This window comes from Butyrivibrio sp. Su6, assembly GCF_900108105.1.
Lineage (GTDB): Bacteria > Bacillota > Clostridia > Lachnospirales > Lachnospiraceae > Butyrivibrio.
This window is the reverse complement of sequence record NZ_FNUR01000011.1, coordinates 113,389-129,410: the sequence shown is the minus strand read 5'-3', so window position 1 is coordinate 129,410 and position 16,022 is coordinate 113,389. Positions and strand designations below refer to the sequence as shown.

Sequence of the window (16,022 nt, the reverse complement as noted above, 5' to 3'; positions counted from 1 at the left end):
GTCATAAGAACAACAACAAAAAATGCAATCTTTTTAAATAGATAACATAAAAACCGCGTAGATAATGCACGATTATGAAAATAAAATGTATGATATGGAGATATGATTATGCTCTATGTCATACATTTTTTAATGGCAGGGGAGAAAGGACATAATACGTTCATGCTAGCATGATAAGTATTATGGCTTTGAAACCCGAAGAATATGAGGAAGAAGCACTATTGTGCGAATTCCGAATGTTCTAGAATTGCGAGAGTTGCGAGCAACGGAGCAATTCGTGCCATTATTTTGTAGTTACCGAGGAGAGGAGCAATCATGAGTAAAGAAACAAAGTTTTTATCAATAGCCATTGGGCTGTTGCAGGGGAAATTAAAAGAAGACGGCAAAGAAGATGCGGTAGCATCCAGGATGGATGCAGACAGGCTACTTTCATTTACAAAATATGCACTGGAAAACTACAAACTTAAAGGAAGTAAAAGAGTAAATGAAGTAGATTATCCGGGGACAAATGATAGAAACAGATTTCATAACAACGGAATTGTAGATAAAAATGGAGCTCTTGGAAGCATTTATATAGAAACGAAATGCCACGGCCAGGGAACTCCCGCCCAGGTAAAGCTCTTTAAACTACTGCCGGGCGAAACGCCGGAAAACTTCAACAGAGTGAACGGTAAGATAACTATGATCCGCGATATAACAGGCTTTGACGGATGCCTTTCAAGAAAGCTCCCTGTTGGACAATACGTAGTAGAGATTTCCAAGGGAAGTGAGTATGAGATCATCACAGACTCTTTGGAAGTAACAGAAAATAAATATGAAAAAAGACAGTACGAATTAAACCACTTCATTGATCTTTCAGATGATGGATGGATCGCCGGAGATCTCCACCACCACTGCATTTATTCAAGCCCTGTGTTTGGCGGTGATGATGATGTGGTTGAATCTCCTAAGGAAGTTGCTAATTCCATGATGGCCATGGGACTAAGGTACGGAGCGCTTTCTGATCATCATAACGTGCTCAACCATGATTATTGGAGAGCCTGCAAGAGAGATGATTTTACACCTATAGTGTCAAAAGAAATTTCCACATCCAATGGCCATGTTATGCAGATGGGCGTTGAGAAAGATGTAATATACAGAATTCCTGATGACGAGCACAGAACAGATGAGTATTTAAGAGCCGAGTTTGTGAGAATCACAGATGAGATCAAGGCAAACGGCGGCCTTCCACAGATAAACCACCCAAGGGACCTTCAGCGATCAATCTCCTGGAATCCTGATTTTGAGGATATGTTGGACATCTTTGAGACCATGGAGATATGGAACGGCTCAGCCCCAATGATGATGGGAAGCACAGACTATGCGGCATATGAGCTGTGGCTAAAATGTCTTAGAAAAGGTCTTTTCCTTCCGGCAACAACAGGAAGTGATACCCACAATATTGCTGCAGACGATTATCACGTGCTCTATGACAACATCCTCGATACTTATGATCTGATAAAAGAAAACAAGTCAGAACTGGAAGAAAAGTATCCTGAAGAAGTTCATGTATTTGAGCTTATATGTGAGAGTCTTTTACCAATACTTGAGAAATGGGCTGAGACCTGTCTTACAAGTGGCGGCGTCAGAACTTACATTCATGCCGGAGAAGACAGGGAGCAGAAAAATCTTTTGCAGACTCTAAAGAGTGGACACAGCTTCTTAACTAACGGACCAATACTTATTCCGACTGTTAATGGCAAGCTTCCAGGTGAGAAGCTCTGCGGTGAAAAAGAGCTCCATATAGACCTAAAGCTTTTATCAAACAGAGAACTTACAAAATTGGAAGTTCATTCTGAGAATGGCCTGCTAAAAGAAATAGAGCTTGATGCAAAAAAAGAAAACGGCTTCTACGATTACAGCCAGAAAATAGAACAGACCATAAAAGGAGACCGTTTTGTATATTTCATAGCAAAGAGTGATTGTACAAACCTTGCTATTTCAAATCCTGTGATTTGTGGATGATTGAAATAAATGTAACACCTGCATTTATTTGCGGGTGATAGCAGTTTGCCTATACTGCCTTGGCGAAGTTCCTGCTACTTTATTGAAGATGCGGTTGAACTGAGAAAACGAAGCGAAACCGCATTCTTCAGAAATAACTGAAATCTTATCGTTTGATGAAACCAGACGATATTGAGCGTTCTTTATCCTGGTGAGCTGGATGTAGTTGGACAGATTAAATCCGGTAACCTGCTTAAATACACGGGACAGGTAACTTGGGCTCACGAAGAACTGCTCTGAAAGGGTATTAAGAGAAATATCTTCATTGTAATGAGCGTGTATATATGATGAAACTTCATACATTTTCTGCTCTATAGAGTTATAGCTCTGGTCGTTGGTGTAGAGATTTTTATCCTTCAGACTGTAAAGCGTGTACAAAAACTCCTGGAACTTGGTATGAATGTAAAATTCATCGGCAGGGTTGCCATAGTACTGATGCTCTTTTGAAAAGATAAAAAGTGAGTTGAGGATATCAATAAGTTTCTGGCGGTCCTCAAGATCAAACCTGAAAATCGGGACCTCACTTTTGAAAGGCTGAAGTATTTCAGCGTAGGCATCAGCTGTTTCAGGGCTGTTCAGCTCATACATGAAGTCAATGATGATTCTTTTGCTGGGTTCGCCCTTGTAATAAACAGATTTATGCATGACAGAAGGCGCCAAAAGAACAATGTCACCCATGTGAATATTGTAGGGAACACCTTCAATAAGATGAGTAGCATTCGGCGCAAGAAGGATCAACATCTCATAATATGGATGGAGATGCTGGAACTCCATGTTTATAGAGGCATCTCTTTTATCATAATCAATATAGTAAAAAATATTGTTAGGGATGTTGTTGATAATTATATAGTGGTTGTCTTCGTAATAAACACTGTCATTTATAAGCATGAGAATAGTATATATGAAAAAGAAAGAGGTATCAAATGAAAGTCGATAATGAAAAGATTGAAAGCACATTAAAAATTCTGGCAGACAGTTTCCAGAAATTCCTTTACGAGGATGATGAATACTTTTTGGAAAATATGAAGTCAAAGAATCTGGCAGGAGATGATGTGTCAAGATATCAGCACTGGGAGTGGACTCAGGGCGTCGGACTTTATGGCCTCTTACAGATGTACGAAGAAACAGGAAAAGAGGAGTATCTTGCATTTCTTAACCAGTTTTATGAAAAAGAGATTTCTCTTGGCCTTCCTGCAAAAAACATAAATACAACAGCTCCTCTCCTTCCTTTATCTTTTATCCTCAAGGAAAAAGAGAATCCTACGTACAGAAAAGTATGTCATGAGTGGGCAGAAGCAATAATGAAGGACTTTGTAAGAACTAAAGAAGGTGGTTTTACTCACAGAACTTCAGATAGCGAAAATGATCAGGAGCTCTGGGATGATACTCTTTTCATGACAGTAATGTTTCTTGCCAGCATGGGAGAAATAGAAGATAACGACGAATACAGACAGGAAGCCAGATATCAGTTCCTTTTACATATCAAATATCTTGTAGATCATAAGACAGGTCTTTTGTTCCATGGATGGACCTTTAAAGGAAATCACAACTTCGCAGAAGCTCTCTGGGGTCGTGGAAACTGCTGGTTTACAATGGCAGTGCCCGAGTATCTGTCAATTGCCAAAGTTGAAGGTGCAGACAGAAGATTTTTGATAGAAGCGCTTAATGCTCAGGTTGAGGCACTTGAGAAGTATCAGGATGAAAGTGGAATGTGGCACACACTTGTAGATGATGCGACTTCTTATGTGGAGACCAGCGCTACATGCGGATTTGCCTATGGTATATTAAAGGCAGTGAGAATGGGACTTATTGATCCAAAGTACAAAGAGGTTGCACTTAAGGCACTTGATCCAGTACTTGCAAATATCGCAGATGACGGCACTGTTAATCAGGTTTCTTACGGAACACCAATGGGACGTGAATCCAAGGATTTCTACAAGCAGATTGAGATCAAGCCAATGCCTTATGGACAGGCCCTGGCAATGCTGTTTCTTTTAGAGGTGTTGAAAGCTTGATAATACTGGAAGAGATATGGGAAAAGATATGTTTAGAATAGGCGTAGATGTTGGCGGAACAAATATTGCAATAGGACTAGTCGATGAGGCTTACAACATAGTTGTTAAGACATCCATAAAAACATCTGAGGCAAGTGAGCCGGAGCAGATGATAGATGCCATTGCACTGACTATAAAGAAGATCCTCGTGGATAAGGACTTGTCGGAGTCAGATATAGAAGCCATTGGCGTGGGCGTTCCGGGAACAGCGGAGCTGACCACAGGCAGGATCATGTATGCCAATAATCTTGGCTTTGAAGAGGTTCCTTTTTTACCTAAGCTAAAAGAAGCTTTGGGAGAGAATCTGGGCAGCAGGACATTTTTTGACAATGATGCTAATGCGGCTGCAATTGGTGAGTACATCACCGGCGGCTACGATGTGGACAATTTCATGATGGTAACTCTTGGAACCGGAATAGGCGGAGGAATCATCATTAACAGGAAGCTGCTTAGAGGTGTCAATTTTGCGGCAGCAGAGTTTGGCCATATGACAATTAACCTTGACGGCGTCAATTGCAACTGCGGAAGGAAGGGCTGTTTTGAGGACTATGCTTCTGCTACGGCACTTATGAACCAGGCAAAAGAAGCAATGGAAAAAGATGTGGATAAGGAGTCTCTGCTGTGGCAGCTTTGTGGAAAAGCAGAAAATGCAGATGGCGAGATATTCTTTGAAGCGGTAAGACGCAAAGACAGGCTTGCATTGGAGGTTCTTGATGGATTTACTACATATCTGTCTGAGGGAATAACAAATCTTATCAACATCCTTCAGCCGGATGTGCTTGTTTTAAGCGGCGGTATAACAAGGGCAGCAGATCTTTTCCTGGATGATCTTAAAAAGAAGGTTGCAAAAGGAATATATTCCAGAACCAGTGAAAAGAACACAGAGATAATGCTTGCGCATGGAATAAGCGATGCCGGAGATGTAGGTATTATCGGTGCAGCGCTGATCGACAGAGGATAAACTACTAAAGCATGTACTTAAAGATGTTTACATAAGATATGAATAATTTGCAGTTGGAGGCATATTATGGAAAAACACTATCAGATAATTTTAAAGGATACAGAGGAGCTGGTTTATGAGTCAATGCGCCAGCAGATCATGGATGAGAAAAATCCTAATGTAGGAGCTTTTTTGGATGACAATCATATCCTGGATGCAAAATACACAATTTACAGAACAGCATCTATGATTGCTCTTTACTGTAACAGCGACAGCTCTTTATACAGAGATGAAGCTCTTTTGAACAGAATCAGATTGGGACTTGGCTTTGCTAAAAAAATGCAGCATGATACAGGTCTTTATGATTATGTTACATGTAATTTCAACTCTGCACCTGATACAGCTTTTTCCATAAAGAAGCTTATGCCATTTTTCTTTTATCTGAGGGATATCGTTGGCGATAATAAGACAAAAGAAGAGCAGGAAATCTTCGACACTATAAATGAAATTATTGAAAAGGCTGCAAAGGGCATAGTGACAGGCGGCTTCCACACGCCAAACCACAGATGGGCAATCGCATCAACCCTTATGGAGTGTGCAAAGATCTACAATAATGATGATATGGTAAAGCGTGCAAATGAATATCTTGCTGAAGGTATCGACTGCAACGAAGATGGCGAGTTTGCTGAGAAGTCAGCAGGTAACTACAACCGTGTCAACAACGATGCCATGATCACTCTGGCAGAGGCAACAGGCGACAAAAAGTATGAGGAGTATGCTGTGAGAAACCTTCACATGATGCTTCATTACTTGGAGCCGGACGGATCAGTTTACACAGCTAACTCCACAAGATTTGATAAGGACAGACTTTCCTATCCAACAGATTACTACACTGAATACATGCTCATGGGAGAGCGCCACAATATCCCTGAGTTCTATGAAATGTGCAACACTATCATCGATATTTGTCAAAAGAAAAATATGCTTGCTCCGGACAGTCTCATTTACTTCATGTGGTATCCGGAGTGGAGAACAATAGAGCATGAGGGACTTTATGGCAATCCTGACTACCATGTTTTCTATAAGAATTCAGGAATTTCCAGAAATAAGTCCGGAAGATATACATACACAGCTATGAGCGGCAAGTCTAACTTCCTTTATTTCCATAATGGATCAATAAAGATGGAGATGAAGGTCGCAGGAAGCTTCTGCGAGCACAGAGCTTTCAAGGCTGACACAATGGAAGAGATAGAGGGCGGTGTTCACCTGCACCAGACAATGCATGGCTGGTATTACCTTCCCTGGACAGATGAGAAAAGACCTGCTACCAGCGACTGGTGGGAAATGGATAACTCCAAGAGAGACAAGAAAATGGGGCCTGACATGGACATCGACGTTTGGGTTACAGAGTCAAAAGATAAAGACGGAATCGATGTACGTGTTAAGACAAGCGGCGTAGAGGGCGCACCTTGGAGAATCGAGCTCTCATTTACAGGGGCAACATTCCTTGAAAATGGACATCTCGCAACCCATCTCACAGGAAATGAAGCACTTACTGTAAAAGACGATTATGTAGAGCTTTCTAATCACAAGGATACTCTTATTGTGGGACCTGCTTTTGGCGCACACAGATTTATGGAGGGTAAAGAAGATTCCGAGCTTAGAAACGCAGGTGCATCAACAATCTACTTCACAGATTACACAGGATTTGATCATACAATTACTGTAAGGAATAAGAGGAGCCAGTTCTAAAATACTTTTGGGGAAAGGTATTTATAGATAAGCAATTGGGATTTTGCTGCTTTTTTAGAGAAGGATAGGTTCATACATGAACTGAAATATAAGAGGGTATAGAGATGAGGTATGTAGAGTTTGATCAGAATAGAAAAATGGACATAGTTTTCCTGGGGAGAATAGCAATAGACTTTAATCCTGTGGATTATTTTCATCCACTTGAAGAGTGTACTACTTTTAAAAAGTACCTGGGCGGATCTCCAGCCAATACATCTATTGGCGTGACAAGGCATGGCCTTAAAGCAGGCTTTTTTGCCAAGGTCTCTGATGATCAGTTTGGAGATTTTGTTATTCACTTTATGGAAAAAGAGGGAATTGATACCTCTCACGTTACAAGATGTAAGAATGGCGAGAAGCTCGGTCTTACTTTTACAGAGATACTTTCTCCTACAGAGAGCAGCATCCTCATGTACAGAAATGAGATAGCAGATCTTCAGCTCTCTGTTGAGGATATTGATGAGGATTATATCGCAAATAGTAAAGCTCTTTTGATCTCGGGAACAGCGCTTGCTGCAAGTCCATCGAGAGAGGCTGCTTTAAAGGCAGTGATGCTTGCGAAAAAGAATGGCACAAGAGTAATCTTCGATATAGACTACAGAGCATACAACTGGAAAAATGATGATGAAATCTCAATCTACTACGCGGCTGTTGCAAAAGAGGCGGACATCATCATGGGATCAAGAGAAGAGTTTGACCTTACTGAGAAACTTATCGAGCCAGGCAGAAACGACGAACAGAGCGCAGGTGCATGGTTCAATGAGAATGCCAAGATTGTTCTTATCAAGCATGGAAAAGAAGGTTCAACAGCTTACACCAAGGACGGAGAGAAGTACTCAATCAAGCCCTTCCCTGTAAAGGCCCTCAAAGGCTTTGGCGGTGGGGATGGCTACGCATCTGCATTCCTTTACGGAATCTTCTCAGGCTGGGATATGATCGACTGCCTTGAATTCGGTAGCGCAGAAGCTTCCATGATGGTAAAGAGCCACTCTTGCTCAGAAGAACTTCCAACCACAGAAGAAGTCAGAAAGTTTATTGAGGAAGAAAAGGCCGAGTATGGTGAGATGATTGCCAGAGGATGAAAATAAAGACCTGAAAATGCAAGGAAACTTTCTAAAATAGCTATAAAATGCAAGTTTACATATTTTTTATAAATGAGAACTACAATATTTTGCTTTTGTGATTCGAAAAACACAACTGATAGAAAGAATCCAGATATAGGCAAAACATAATGCAAGAACATTTTTTATTATATTAAAATCGGTGACCATCGCTATCATAGAAATGGCGTAGTTTGATAAAATATGATAGAATATGGAACTATAGGCAAAGGCGCTTTTATAGGCACTTTGCCTTTTTTGTGGATTGGCATTGACGATGATTGAAAAAATGAAGTAAAATACGAGTTAAGGGGGTATATTTTTAGAAAATACATCATTACACCCTCTTAAATACGAAAAATGGAGAAAATATGAAAGAATATTATAAAAGAGAAAACTACTTAAAGAGAATTAGAGGTTTTTATAATGATTCAAGTATGATAAAGGTAATATCTGGCGTGCGTAGATCAGGAAAGTCCTGCCTCATGGCAACAATTGCCCAAGAACTGTTAGAGACCGGTGTGGATGAGGAGAACATCATATTTATTGATCTGGATAAGAAGGGATACAAGAGCGTTAAGACTCAGGAACAGCTTGAAGCAGTGATTGACGAGAAATCAACGGCTAAAGGACTTAAATATCTGTTTATTGATGAAGTTCAGAATGTTGATGGGTTTGAGGAGGTATTGAATGCTTATAGGCTGGAGGATGAGTTTTCTATCTTTATTACAGGATCAAATGCATATCTGTTAAGCGGCGAACTTGTTACAAAGCTTACAGGAAGATATATAGAGTTTGAAATGCTGACACTGACATTTGAAGAATATCTTGATATGAAAAAATACCTGGGTAAGGAAGTTGGAGATCTGACAACTGAGCTTGATCACTATATTCATGAAGGCGGTTTTCCTCAGGCTTTGTCTTATGATAATGCGGAAGATAAGCGGAAGTATATTGATAGTGTTATCAAGGAAATATTTGATAAGGACATTAAAAAGAGAGTAAAAATCAGGAATGTGTCTGGATTTCAAAAGGTGCAGCAGTATATCATAAACAATTTTGGTGCCACTAGTAGTATAACTAATCTATTGGAGGAATTGCATAGAACAGGTATTTCTATTAAAAGGGATACATTAGCACGCTATATTGAAATACTAAAGGATTCTAAGATTATTTATGAATGCAAGCGCTTTGACTTAAAGTCAAGAAAATCTATCGGAGGGGAGCAAAAATACTATCTTTCTGATCTTGGATTTTGGTTTGCAACAAATACTGATAATAGAATAAATTATGGTCCAATTCTAGAAAATATAGTGTTTACTTACGCACTTTCAAAAGGCTATAGCATAAGCATTGGAAGAATTGGAAAGTTGGAGTGTGATTTCATTTTGCGTGATATAAATATGGATTACAGCTATGTTCAAGTGGCTATGACGATAATGAATGATATTAAGACTGAAGATCGAGAATATGCGCCATTTGAGGTGATTCATGATAATTATCCAAAGTATCTTTTGACTAGGAATGATCCTATACAGAAAAGAAATGGAATCAAGCATGTTAACATTCCGGAATTCATGTCTAAAGGAGAATTGTTTGTTTGATGTTTAATGGGGAAAAAATTGAGTGTATAAAGAATTATATCCCTTTAACTTGATTGTTATCACGATAGCCTGTACAAAAATGCTGACATGATAATTAGTAAAATTAGAAAAAAGTACTATCGGTTGCACAAGGATAAAAAATGCAATGTTTTATCCTTGCAAGCATAAAAACCGCGTAGATAATGCTATAAAATAAAAATAAAATGTATGATATGGAGAAGATTTTTGCTCTGTATCATACATTTTTTGTTATGACAAGGGGATAAAAATAATAATGCGTTCATGCTTGCATGATAAGCATTATCATTTTGAGACCCGCAAAAACATGAGGAAGTAGCGCTTTGGGGCGGATTCCGAATGTTTTTAGAATTGCGAGAGTTGCTTGCAACGGAGCAATTCGTGTCATAACTATAGTTTGTAGAGCAAAAACATGGGTATAGCATTTTTTTATAGGAGAAGGTTATGGAGAAAACAGTTAAGCTGACAACAGCACAGGCGCTGGTGAGATTCCTTGACCAGCAGTACGTTTCTTTTGATGGAAAAGAGACAAAGTTCGTAGAGGGTATTTTTACAATATTTGGTCACGGTATCGCGGTAGGGCTTGGGGAAGCCCTTGATCAGAATCCGGGAAAGTTAAAGGTATTTCAGGGTAGAAATGAGCAGGGAATGTGCCACACAGCCTGCGCATTTGCAAAGCAAAACAATCGCAGAAAGATCATAGCATGTTCATCAAGCGTTGGCCCCGGAGCTGCAAATATGGTCACAGCCTGCGCTGATGCTACTGTTAATCATATTCCGCTTCTTGTTTTCCCAGCGGATACTTTTGCTTCAAGACAGCCAGATCCTGTTCTGCAGCAGCTTGAAGTTGATTCCTCGCTTGCAGTAACAACAAATGATGCATTTAAGCCAGTGTGCAAGTACTGGGACAGAATAAACAGACCTGAGCAGCTTATGACAGCTATGATAAGCGCCATGAGAGTTTTGACAGACCCGGCTCAGACCGGCGCTGTCTGCATTGCACTTCCTCAGGATATAGAGGGTGAAGCTTACGATTATCCGGAGTACTTCTTTAAAAAGAGAGTCCACAGAATAGTACGTCAGGCAGCAGCTCTAGAAGAAATAGCTGATGTTGTTGAGAAGATAAAAAAGGCAAAGAAGCCACTCGTAGTAGTTGGCGGCGGAGCCAAGTATTCTGAAGCCGGCGAAACAATAGAGAAATTCTGCAACTCTTTTAACATTCCATTTGGAGAGACTCAGTCAGGAAAGAGCGCCTGCAAGTCATCTGATCCTATGTGTCTTGGAGGAATCGGAGTAACAGGAACTTCAGCAGCAAACCAGATTGCAAAAAAGGCTGATCTTATAATTGCGCTTGGAACAAGGCTATCAGATTTCACAACAGGTTCAAAGAGGCAATTTAAGCAGGGTGCGGAAGTTGTGACCATAAATGTAAACCGCTTTGATGCCTACAAGATGGATGCAACAAAGGCAGTTGGCGACTTAAAAGAGACACTTCTTTTGGTGATAAAAGAGCTTTCAAAGAGTAAATATAAGAGTGCTTATAAAGATGAGATAAAAACTGCAAAAGCTAAATGGGACAAAGAGATGGAGCGACTTGGCGGCATAGTTTATACAGGCCCTAAGTTTAAGCCAATGATCGAAGCTCGCGATCCAAGAACACTTCCAGAGTTCCATGAGCTCACAAAGGCAACTCTAACTCAGACCGCGGCGATTGCTACAGTCAGAAGATTCATAGATGAGAACGCAACTATAGTGACAGCCGGAGGTTCACTTCCAAGTGACCTTCAGAGAATGTGGACCACAGACGAAAGATGCGGATACCACGCAGAGTACGGATATTCATGCATGGGATATGAAGTTGCAGGAGCTCTCGGCGTAAGGCTCGCAGATCCTAAGAAGGAAGTTTACACATTCCTTGGAGACGGAAGTTTTCTTATGCTCCACAGCGAGATTGCAACAGCAATGCAGGAAAGAGCTAAGATAAATATCCTTGTGTTTGATAACTGCGGCTTCGGATGTATCAACAACCTTGAGATGACTCATGGTATGGGATCTATTGCAACAGAGTTCCGTTATAGAGATAAAAATGGAAAGCTCTCCGGGGACCTTATTCCAATTGATTATGCAATGATCGGAAAAGGCTATGGGCTTAAGACATATACAGTAAGGACAGTGGAAGAGCTGGAAGAAGCCCTCAAGGATTCTAAGAAACAGAAGGTTTCAACGCTCATCGATCTGAAAGTAATGCCAAAGACTATGACTGATGGCTATGATTCCTGGTGGGATGTAGGACTGGCAGCTGTTTCTGAGAGTAAGAGCGTAAGAGACTGCAGAAAAGAAGTCGAAGAAGGCAGACGCGAAGCAAGAAAGTATTAAAGAAAAACATAGATATGTAAAGGGGTTAGAAAGAAGGGGTTACACAGATGGGAAAAGTTTTTGGATATCCTGAGTTTGATGAAAACGGTGAGAAAATCCTGACAACCTATGACAATGATTACAAAGATATGCTTATGGATATCAGAGTTTATCGTATGTCACAGGGACAGACAAAAGAACTACTTAAACCTGAAGAGGAAATGGCAGTTCTTTTGCTCAAAGGAAAGCTCAAGTACTCATGGAATGGACAGGAAAAAGAAGTCTACAGAAAAGACGTTTTCACAGATGGACTGTATGCACTTCATGTTTGCAAGAACACAAAGGTTGTGATTAAGGCAGAGAGCGACGCCGAGGTTCTCATTCAGTGCACTGACAACGAAAGAGAATTTGAAGCAAAATTCTATGATCCGGAGAACACACCTTGGATCTATTCCTGCAAAGATAAATTTGGGGGCACGGCAAAGAGAAGAGTAAGCACTGCATTTGATTATGAGACAGCGCCATATTCAAACATGGTTCTGGGAGAAGCGTTAAATGATCCGGGTAACTGGTCAGGGTATATTCCACACACTCATCCACAGCCTGAAACATACTATTTCCTGTTTGACCGTCCGGAGGGGTTCGGCGCAAGCTTCGTAGGAGATGAAGTATTTAAGAGCGTTGACGGAAGCTTTTCAGCAATCCCCGGAGGCAAAGTTCATCCGCAGTCCTGTGCACCGGGATTTCAGATGTACACCTGCTGGATGATAAGACATCTGCCCGGCAATCCATGGACCGACAGAATAGATGATGAGCGTTACACATGGCTTTACGATTATAAAGGATAAATCATAAGGGGTAAAAAACTTAAAGGAGAAGGGAAAATGTTAGATAAAAACAAGGTTTCTTTGGGGATAGCACCAATTGGCTGGACCAACGATGATATGCCTGATCTGGGAAAAGAGAATACTTTTGAACAGTGCATTTCAGAAATGGCCCTTGCCGGATTCAAAGGGTGCGAGGTTGGAAGCAAATATCCAAAAGACGCAGAAATATTAAAAAGAGCATTGGATCTTAGGGGAATACAGGTTTGCAACCAGTGGTTTTCATCATTTCTTTTAACAAAACCATATGAAGAAGTGGAAAAAGAATTTATTGCACAGCTTGAATTCTTGAAAACTCTCGGAGCAAAGGTTATCGGAGCCTCTGAGCAGAGTTATTCCACACAGGGCAAACTTGACCAGCCTATTTTTGTGGATAAGTATGTCATGAACGACGATGAATGGGTAAAACTTACCGATGGACTTAACCGCCTTGGCAAAGTTGCAAAAGATCACGGCATGACACTTACATATCACCATCATATGGGAACAGTAGTCCAGACAGAGGAAGAAATCGACCGATTCATGGATATGGTAGATCCTGAGCTCGTATATCTCCTCTTCGACTCAGGTCACCTCTCATTTGCAGGCATCGATCCTGAGCCAATCATCAGAAAGTATATAAAGAGAATAAAACATGTTCATCTGAAGGATATTAGAAAAGAGCGTGTTGAAAAAGCCAGAAAGAATAATTGGAGTTTCTTAAAGGGAGTACGTGAGGGAGTATTTACTGTTCCCGGAGACGGAGACGTAGACTTTGCACCACTCTTCAAAGTACTCGAAGAATCCGGTTACGAAGGTTGGGTAGTAGTAGAAGCAGAACAAGACCCAGCGAAAGCCAATCCATTCGAATACGCACTGAAAGCAAGAAAGTACATTTCAGAAAAGACAGGACTTTAAAAGTTGAAAGGGGAAAATAATGGTTACAGTTGGAATTATCGGCGCAGGCCGAATTGGAAAGGTACATGTACAGAGCATTACAAATAATGTTCCGGGAGCAAAGATCAAGACTCTTGCAGATCCATTTATGAACGATGAGACAGCCGCTTGGGCAAAAGGAATGGGAATACAGAACGTCACAAAAGACTATAAGGAAATCATAAACGACCCGGAGATCCAGGCAGTACTTATCTGCTCATCAACAGATACTCACGCTCCTATCTCTATCGAAGCAATTAACGCAGGAAAGCATGTCTTTTGCGAAAAACCGATCGATCATGACGTAAACAAGATACACGAAGTTATCGATGCACTTAAGGGCAAGAACCTCAAGTATCAGGTGGGCTTCAACAGAAGATTCGACCACAACTTTAAAGCCGTTCAGGCAGCAGTGGCAGCAGGCAAAGTAGGTGATCCACAGATCATCAAGATCACATCAAGAGACCCTGAACCACCGTCACCTGCATATGTTGCTGTATCAGGCGGAATGTTCATGGATATGACAATCCACGATTTTGACATGGCAAGATTCCTTGCCGGATGTGATGCAGAAGAAATCTACGTGCAGTCAGCAGTATTGGTTGACCCTGAGATTGGAAAAGCAGGCGATGTAGACACAGCAGTAATCACAATCAAGATGAAAAACGGAGCTCTCGTAGTTATTGATAACTGCAGAAAGTCCGTATACGGATATGACCAGAGAGCTGAAGTATTTGGCTCAAAGGGAATGGTCGCAAATGCCAATGATTCACAGTCTAATGTAGTTCTTTCAAACGAACAGGGCGTAACAGGTGAAAAGCCATTATTCTTCTTCCTTGAGAGATACATGCAGGCTTATTCAGATGAGATCAAGGCATTTATCGATGCTGTAGAGAACGACACAGATACTGTAGTTGGTATCGACGACGGACTTAAGCCTGTACTTATGGCAATGGCAGCTAACCTTTCAGTAAAAGAACACAGACCAGTAAAACTTTCTGAAGTAGAGTAAGGGGGACTTTTGTTATGGCAAAAGAATTTATTGTACCGGGGAAAATAGTTACAGGAAAAGGGAGCCTTAAGGAAGTAGGAAAATACGTTGATAATTTTGGAGAAAAGGCGCTTATCGTCTGCGATCAGATCACAGAAAAGCTTGGAAAAGTAAAGATCGTGACAGATGCGCTTTCCAAAAAGAACATAAAATATGCAATCTTTGACAACTTCCTTGGAGAGCCTACCAACATCATGATCGATGAAGCTCTTTCTATCTACAGAAAAGAAGCCTGTGATTTTCTTATTGGAATAGGCGGCGGAAGTGCTCTTGATATCATGAAGGCTGTGGCTGCAATGGATGCTAATCCCGGCAAGATCTCCGACTATATGGGAAAAGAAATCTCGGGAATAAAGGCGAAGATGATTGCAATCCCTACAACAGCAGGCACAGGTTCCGAAGCTACTCAGTTTACAATTATTTCGGATGTTGAGTCAGGGGTAAAAATGCTTCTTAAGGGTGCACAGCTTATTCCTGATGTAGCGATCATTGACCCTGAACTTACCTTTACACTGCCACCTAAAATGACAGCATCCACAGGACTTGATGCTCTTACTCATGCGGTAGAAGCTTACACATCAAGAAAGGCCCAGGCACTTACAGATACATTGGCAATATCTGCAATAAAAAGAATTTTCAACTATCTGCCACTTTCCTATCATGATGCAGGAAATGATGTAGCCAGAACACAGATGTCTATTGCGGCTCTTGAAGCAGGAATGGCGTTTAACAATTCAAGTGTAACTCTTGTTCATGGAATGAGCCGCCCTATAGGAGCTCTTTTCCATGTGCCACACGGAATATCCAATGCTATGCTTCTGGGGGTATGCCTTGAATATGCAAAAGAGGGCGCAATGGACCGATTTGCTGATATGGCAAGAGCAATTGGTGCAGCAACTGACGATGATTCCGATGAAAAAGCAGCTGACGCTTTCATGGTCCAAATAAGAAAGATCTGCGATGTTTGCCAGATACCAACTCTTGAAGGCTATGGCATAAACAGAGAGGAATTCTATGCAAGCATCGATAAAATGGCAGAAGATGCAATGATAAGTGGAAGCCCTTCAAACACTATCAGAGAACTTGATGCAGAAGTATTAAAGGGACTGTACCGTAAGATGTATCCATGATTTTTAATTTAATGAAATATTAATAATTGTCATTATGACAAAATATGCAATGTTTTATTAAAAAAAAATAAAATTTTGGCTATATAGTGTTGGAAACCAATGTTATCATAGTAGTGTTGAAGGTTTTCAATATAAGG

General features: G+C 40.7%; 12 protein-coding genes. 11 read left to right on the top strand and 1 reads right to left on the bottom strand.

Annotation, left to right across the window (positions count from 1 at the left end):
- Positions 1-315 precede the first annotated feature (315 nt).
- Entirely contained in the window at positions 316-2,004 is a 1,689-nt protein-coding gene (locus C4S54_RS12250; RefSeq protein WP_103869792.1) for a CehA/McbA family metallohydrolase, read from the top strand.
- A gap of 24 nt (positions 2,005-2,028) precedes the next feature.
- On the opposite strand, the gene C4S54_RS12245 is transcribed toward C4S54_RS12250, so the two are convergent.
- Positions 2,029-2,931, bottom strand: coding sequence for a helix-turn-helix domain-containing protein (locus C4S54_RS12245; protein ID WP_242973807.1), 903 nt, complete (start codon positions 2,929-2,931; stop codon positions 2,029-2,031).
- 35 nt (positions 2,932-2,966) lie between these two features.
- Between C4S54_RS12245 and bglB the strand changes: the two genes are divergently transcribed.
- The 10 genes from bglB to C4S54_RS12195 all read left to right on the top strand — a co-directional run bounded on the left by bglB (position 2,967) and on the right by C4S54_RS12195 (position 15,885).
- The gene (gene bglB / locus C4S54_RS12240; RefSeq protein ID WP_103869791.1) at positions 2,967-4,058 is read left to right on the top strand and encodes a beta-galactosidase BglB; all 1,092 of its coding nucleotides are present in this window, start codon (positions 2,967-2,969) and stop codon (positions 4,056-4,058) included.
- 16 nt (positions 4,059-4,074) lie between these two features.
- Positions 4,075-5,058: an ROK family protein gene (locus C4S54_RS12235; protein WP_103869790.1), complete on the top strand. Its 984-nt coding sequence runs from the start codon at positions 4,075-4,077 to the stop codon at positions 5,056-5,058.
- A 66-nt stretch (positions 5,059-5,124) separates the two neighbouring features.
- The gene (locus C4S54_RS12230) at positions 5,125-6,789 is read left to right on the top strand and encodes a hypothetical protein (protein ID WP_103869789.1); all 1,665 of its coding nucleotides are present in this window, start codon (positions 5,125-5,127) and stop codon (positions 6,787-6,789) included.
- A 104-nt stretch (positions 6,790-6,893) separates the two neighbouring features.
- A complete protein-coding gene (gene iolC, locus C4S54_RS12225) occupies positions 6,894-7,910 on the top strand; it encodes a 5-dehydro-2-deoxygluconokinase (RefSeq protein ID WP_103869788.1) in 1,017 nt (338 codons plus the stop codon).
- 389 nt (positions 7,911-8,299) lie between these two features.
- The gene (locus tag C4S54_RS12220) at positions 8,300-9,532 is read left to right on the top strand and encodes an ATP-binding protein (protein ID WP_103869787.1); all 1,233 of its coding nucleotides are present in this window, start codon (positions 8,300-8,302) and stop codon (positions 9,530-9,532) included.
- A 462-nt stretch (positions 9,533-9,994) separates the two neighbouring features.
- Positions 9,995-11,926 carry a 3D-(3,5/4)-trihydroxycyclohexane-1,2-dione acylhydrolase (decyclizing) gene (iolD, locus tag C4S54_RS12215; RefSeq protein ID WP_103869786.1) on the top strand — a complete coding sequence of 644 codons (1,932 nt, stop codon included), beginning with the start codon at positions 9,995-9,997 and terminating at the stop codon, positions 11,924-11,926.
- Between the two features lie 47 nt (positions 11,927-11,973).
- Positions 11,974-12,753, top strand: coding sequence for a 5-deoxy-glucuronate isomerase (locus C4S54_RS12210; protein ID WP_103869785.1), 780 nt, complete (start codon positions 11,974-11,976; stop codon positions 12,751-12,753).
- A gap of 36 nt (positions 12,754-12,789) precedes the next feature.
- Positions 12,790-13,686, top strand: coding sequence for a myo-inosose-2 dehydratase (gene iolE, locus C4S54_RS12205; protein ID WP_103869784.1), 897 nt, complete (start codon positions 12,790-12,792; stop codon positions 13,684-13,686).
- A 19-nt stretch (positions 13,687-13,705) separates the two neighbouring features.
- Positions 13,706-14,716: an inositol 2-dehydrogenase gene (gene iolG, locus C4S54_RS12200; protein ID WP_103869783.1), complete on the top strand. Its 1,011-nt coding sequence runs from the start codon at positions 13,706-13,708 to the stop codon at positions 14,714-14,716.
- Positions 14,717-14,730: 14 nt separating this feature from the next.
- Positions 14,731-15,885, top strand: a complete 1,155-nt coding sequence (locus C4S54_RS12195) for an iron-containing alcohol dehydrogenase (RefSeq protein ID WP_103869782.1) — start codon at positions 14,731-14,733, stop codon at positions 15,883-15,885.
- Positions 15,886-16,022: the final 137 nt, after the last annotated feature.

Coding starts and splice junctions, on each gene's coding strand:
- C4S54_RS12245 (WP_242973807.1), bottom strand. CDS start 2,931: ATGCTTATAAATGACAGTGTTTATTACGAAGACAACCACTATATAATT.
- C4S54_RS12210 (WP_103869785.1), top strand. CDS start 11,974: ATGGGAAAAGTTTTTGGATATCCTGAGTTTGATGAAAACGGTGAGAAA.
- iolC (WP_103869788.1), top strand. CDS start 6,894: ATGAGGTATGTAGAGTTTGATCAGAATAGAAAAATGGACATAGTTTTC.
- bglB (WP_103869791.1), top strand. CDS start 2,967: ATGAAAGTCGATAATGAAAAGATTGAAAGCACATTAAAAATTCTGGCA.
- iolD (WP_103869786.1), top strand. CDS start 9,995: ATGGAGAAAACAGTTAAGCTGACAACAGCACAGGCGCTGGTGAGATTC.
- C4S54_RS12230 (WP_103869789.1), top strand. CDS start 5,125: ATGGAAAAACACTATCAGATAATTTTAAAGGATACAGAGGAGCTGGTT.
- C4S54_RS12250 (WP_103869792.1), top strand. CDS start 316: ATGAGTAAAGAAACAAAGTTTTTATCAATAGCCATTGGGCTGTTGCAG.
- C4S54_RS12220 (WP_103869787.1), top strand. CDS start 8,300: ATGAAAGAATATTATAAAAGAGAAAACTACTTAAAGAGAATTAGAGGT.
- C4S54_RS12235 (WP_103869790.1), top strand. CDS start 4,075: ATGGGAAAAGATATGTTTAGAATAGGCGTAGATGTTGGCGGAACAAAT.
- iolG (WP_103869783.1), top strand. CDS start 13,706: ATGGTTACAGTTGGAATTATCGGCGCAGGCCGAATTGGAAAGGTACAT.
- iolE (WP_103869784.1), top strand. CDS start 12,790: ATGTTAGATAAAAACAAGGTTTCTTTGGGGATAGCACCAATTGGCTGG.
- C4S54_RS12195 (WP_103869782.1), top strand. CDS start 14,731: ATGGCAAAAGAATTTATTGTACCGGGGAAAATAGTTACAGGAAAAGGG.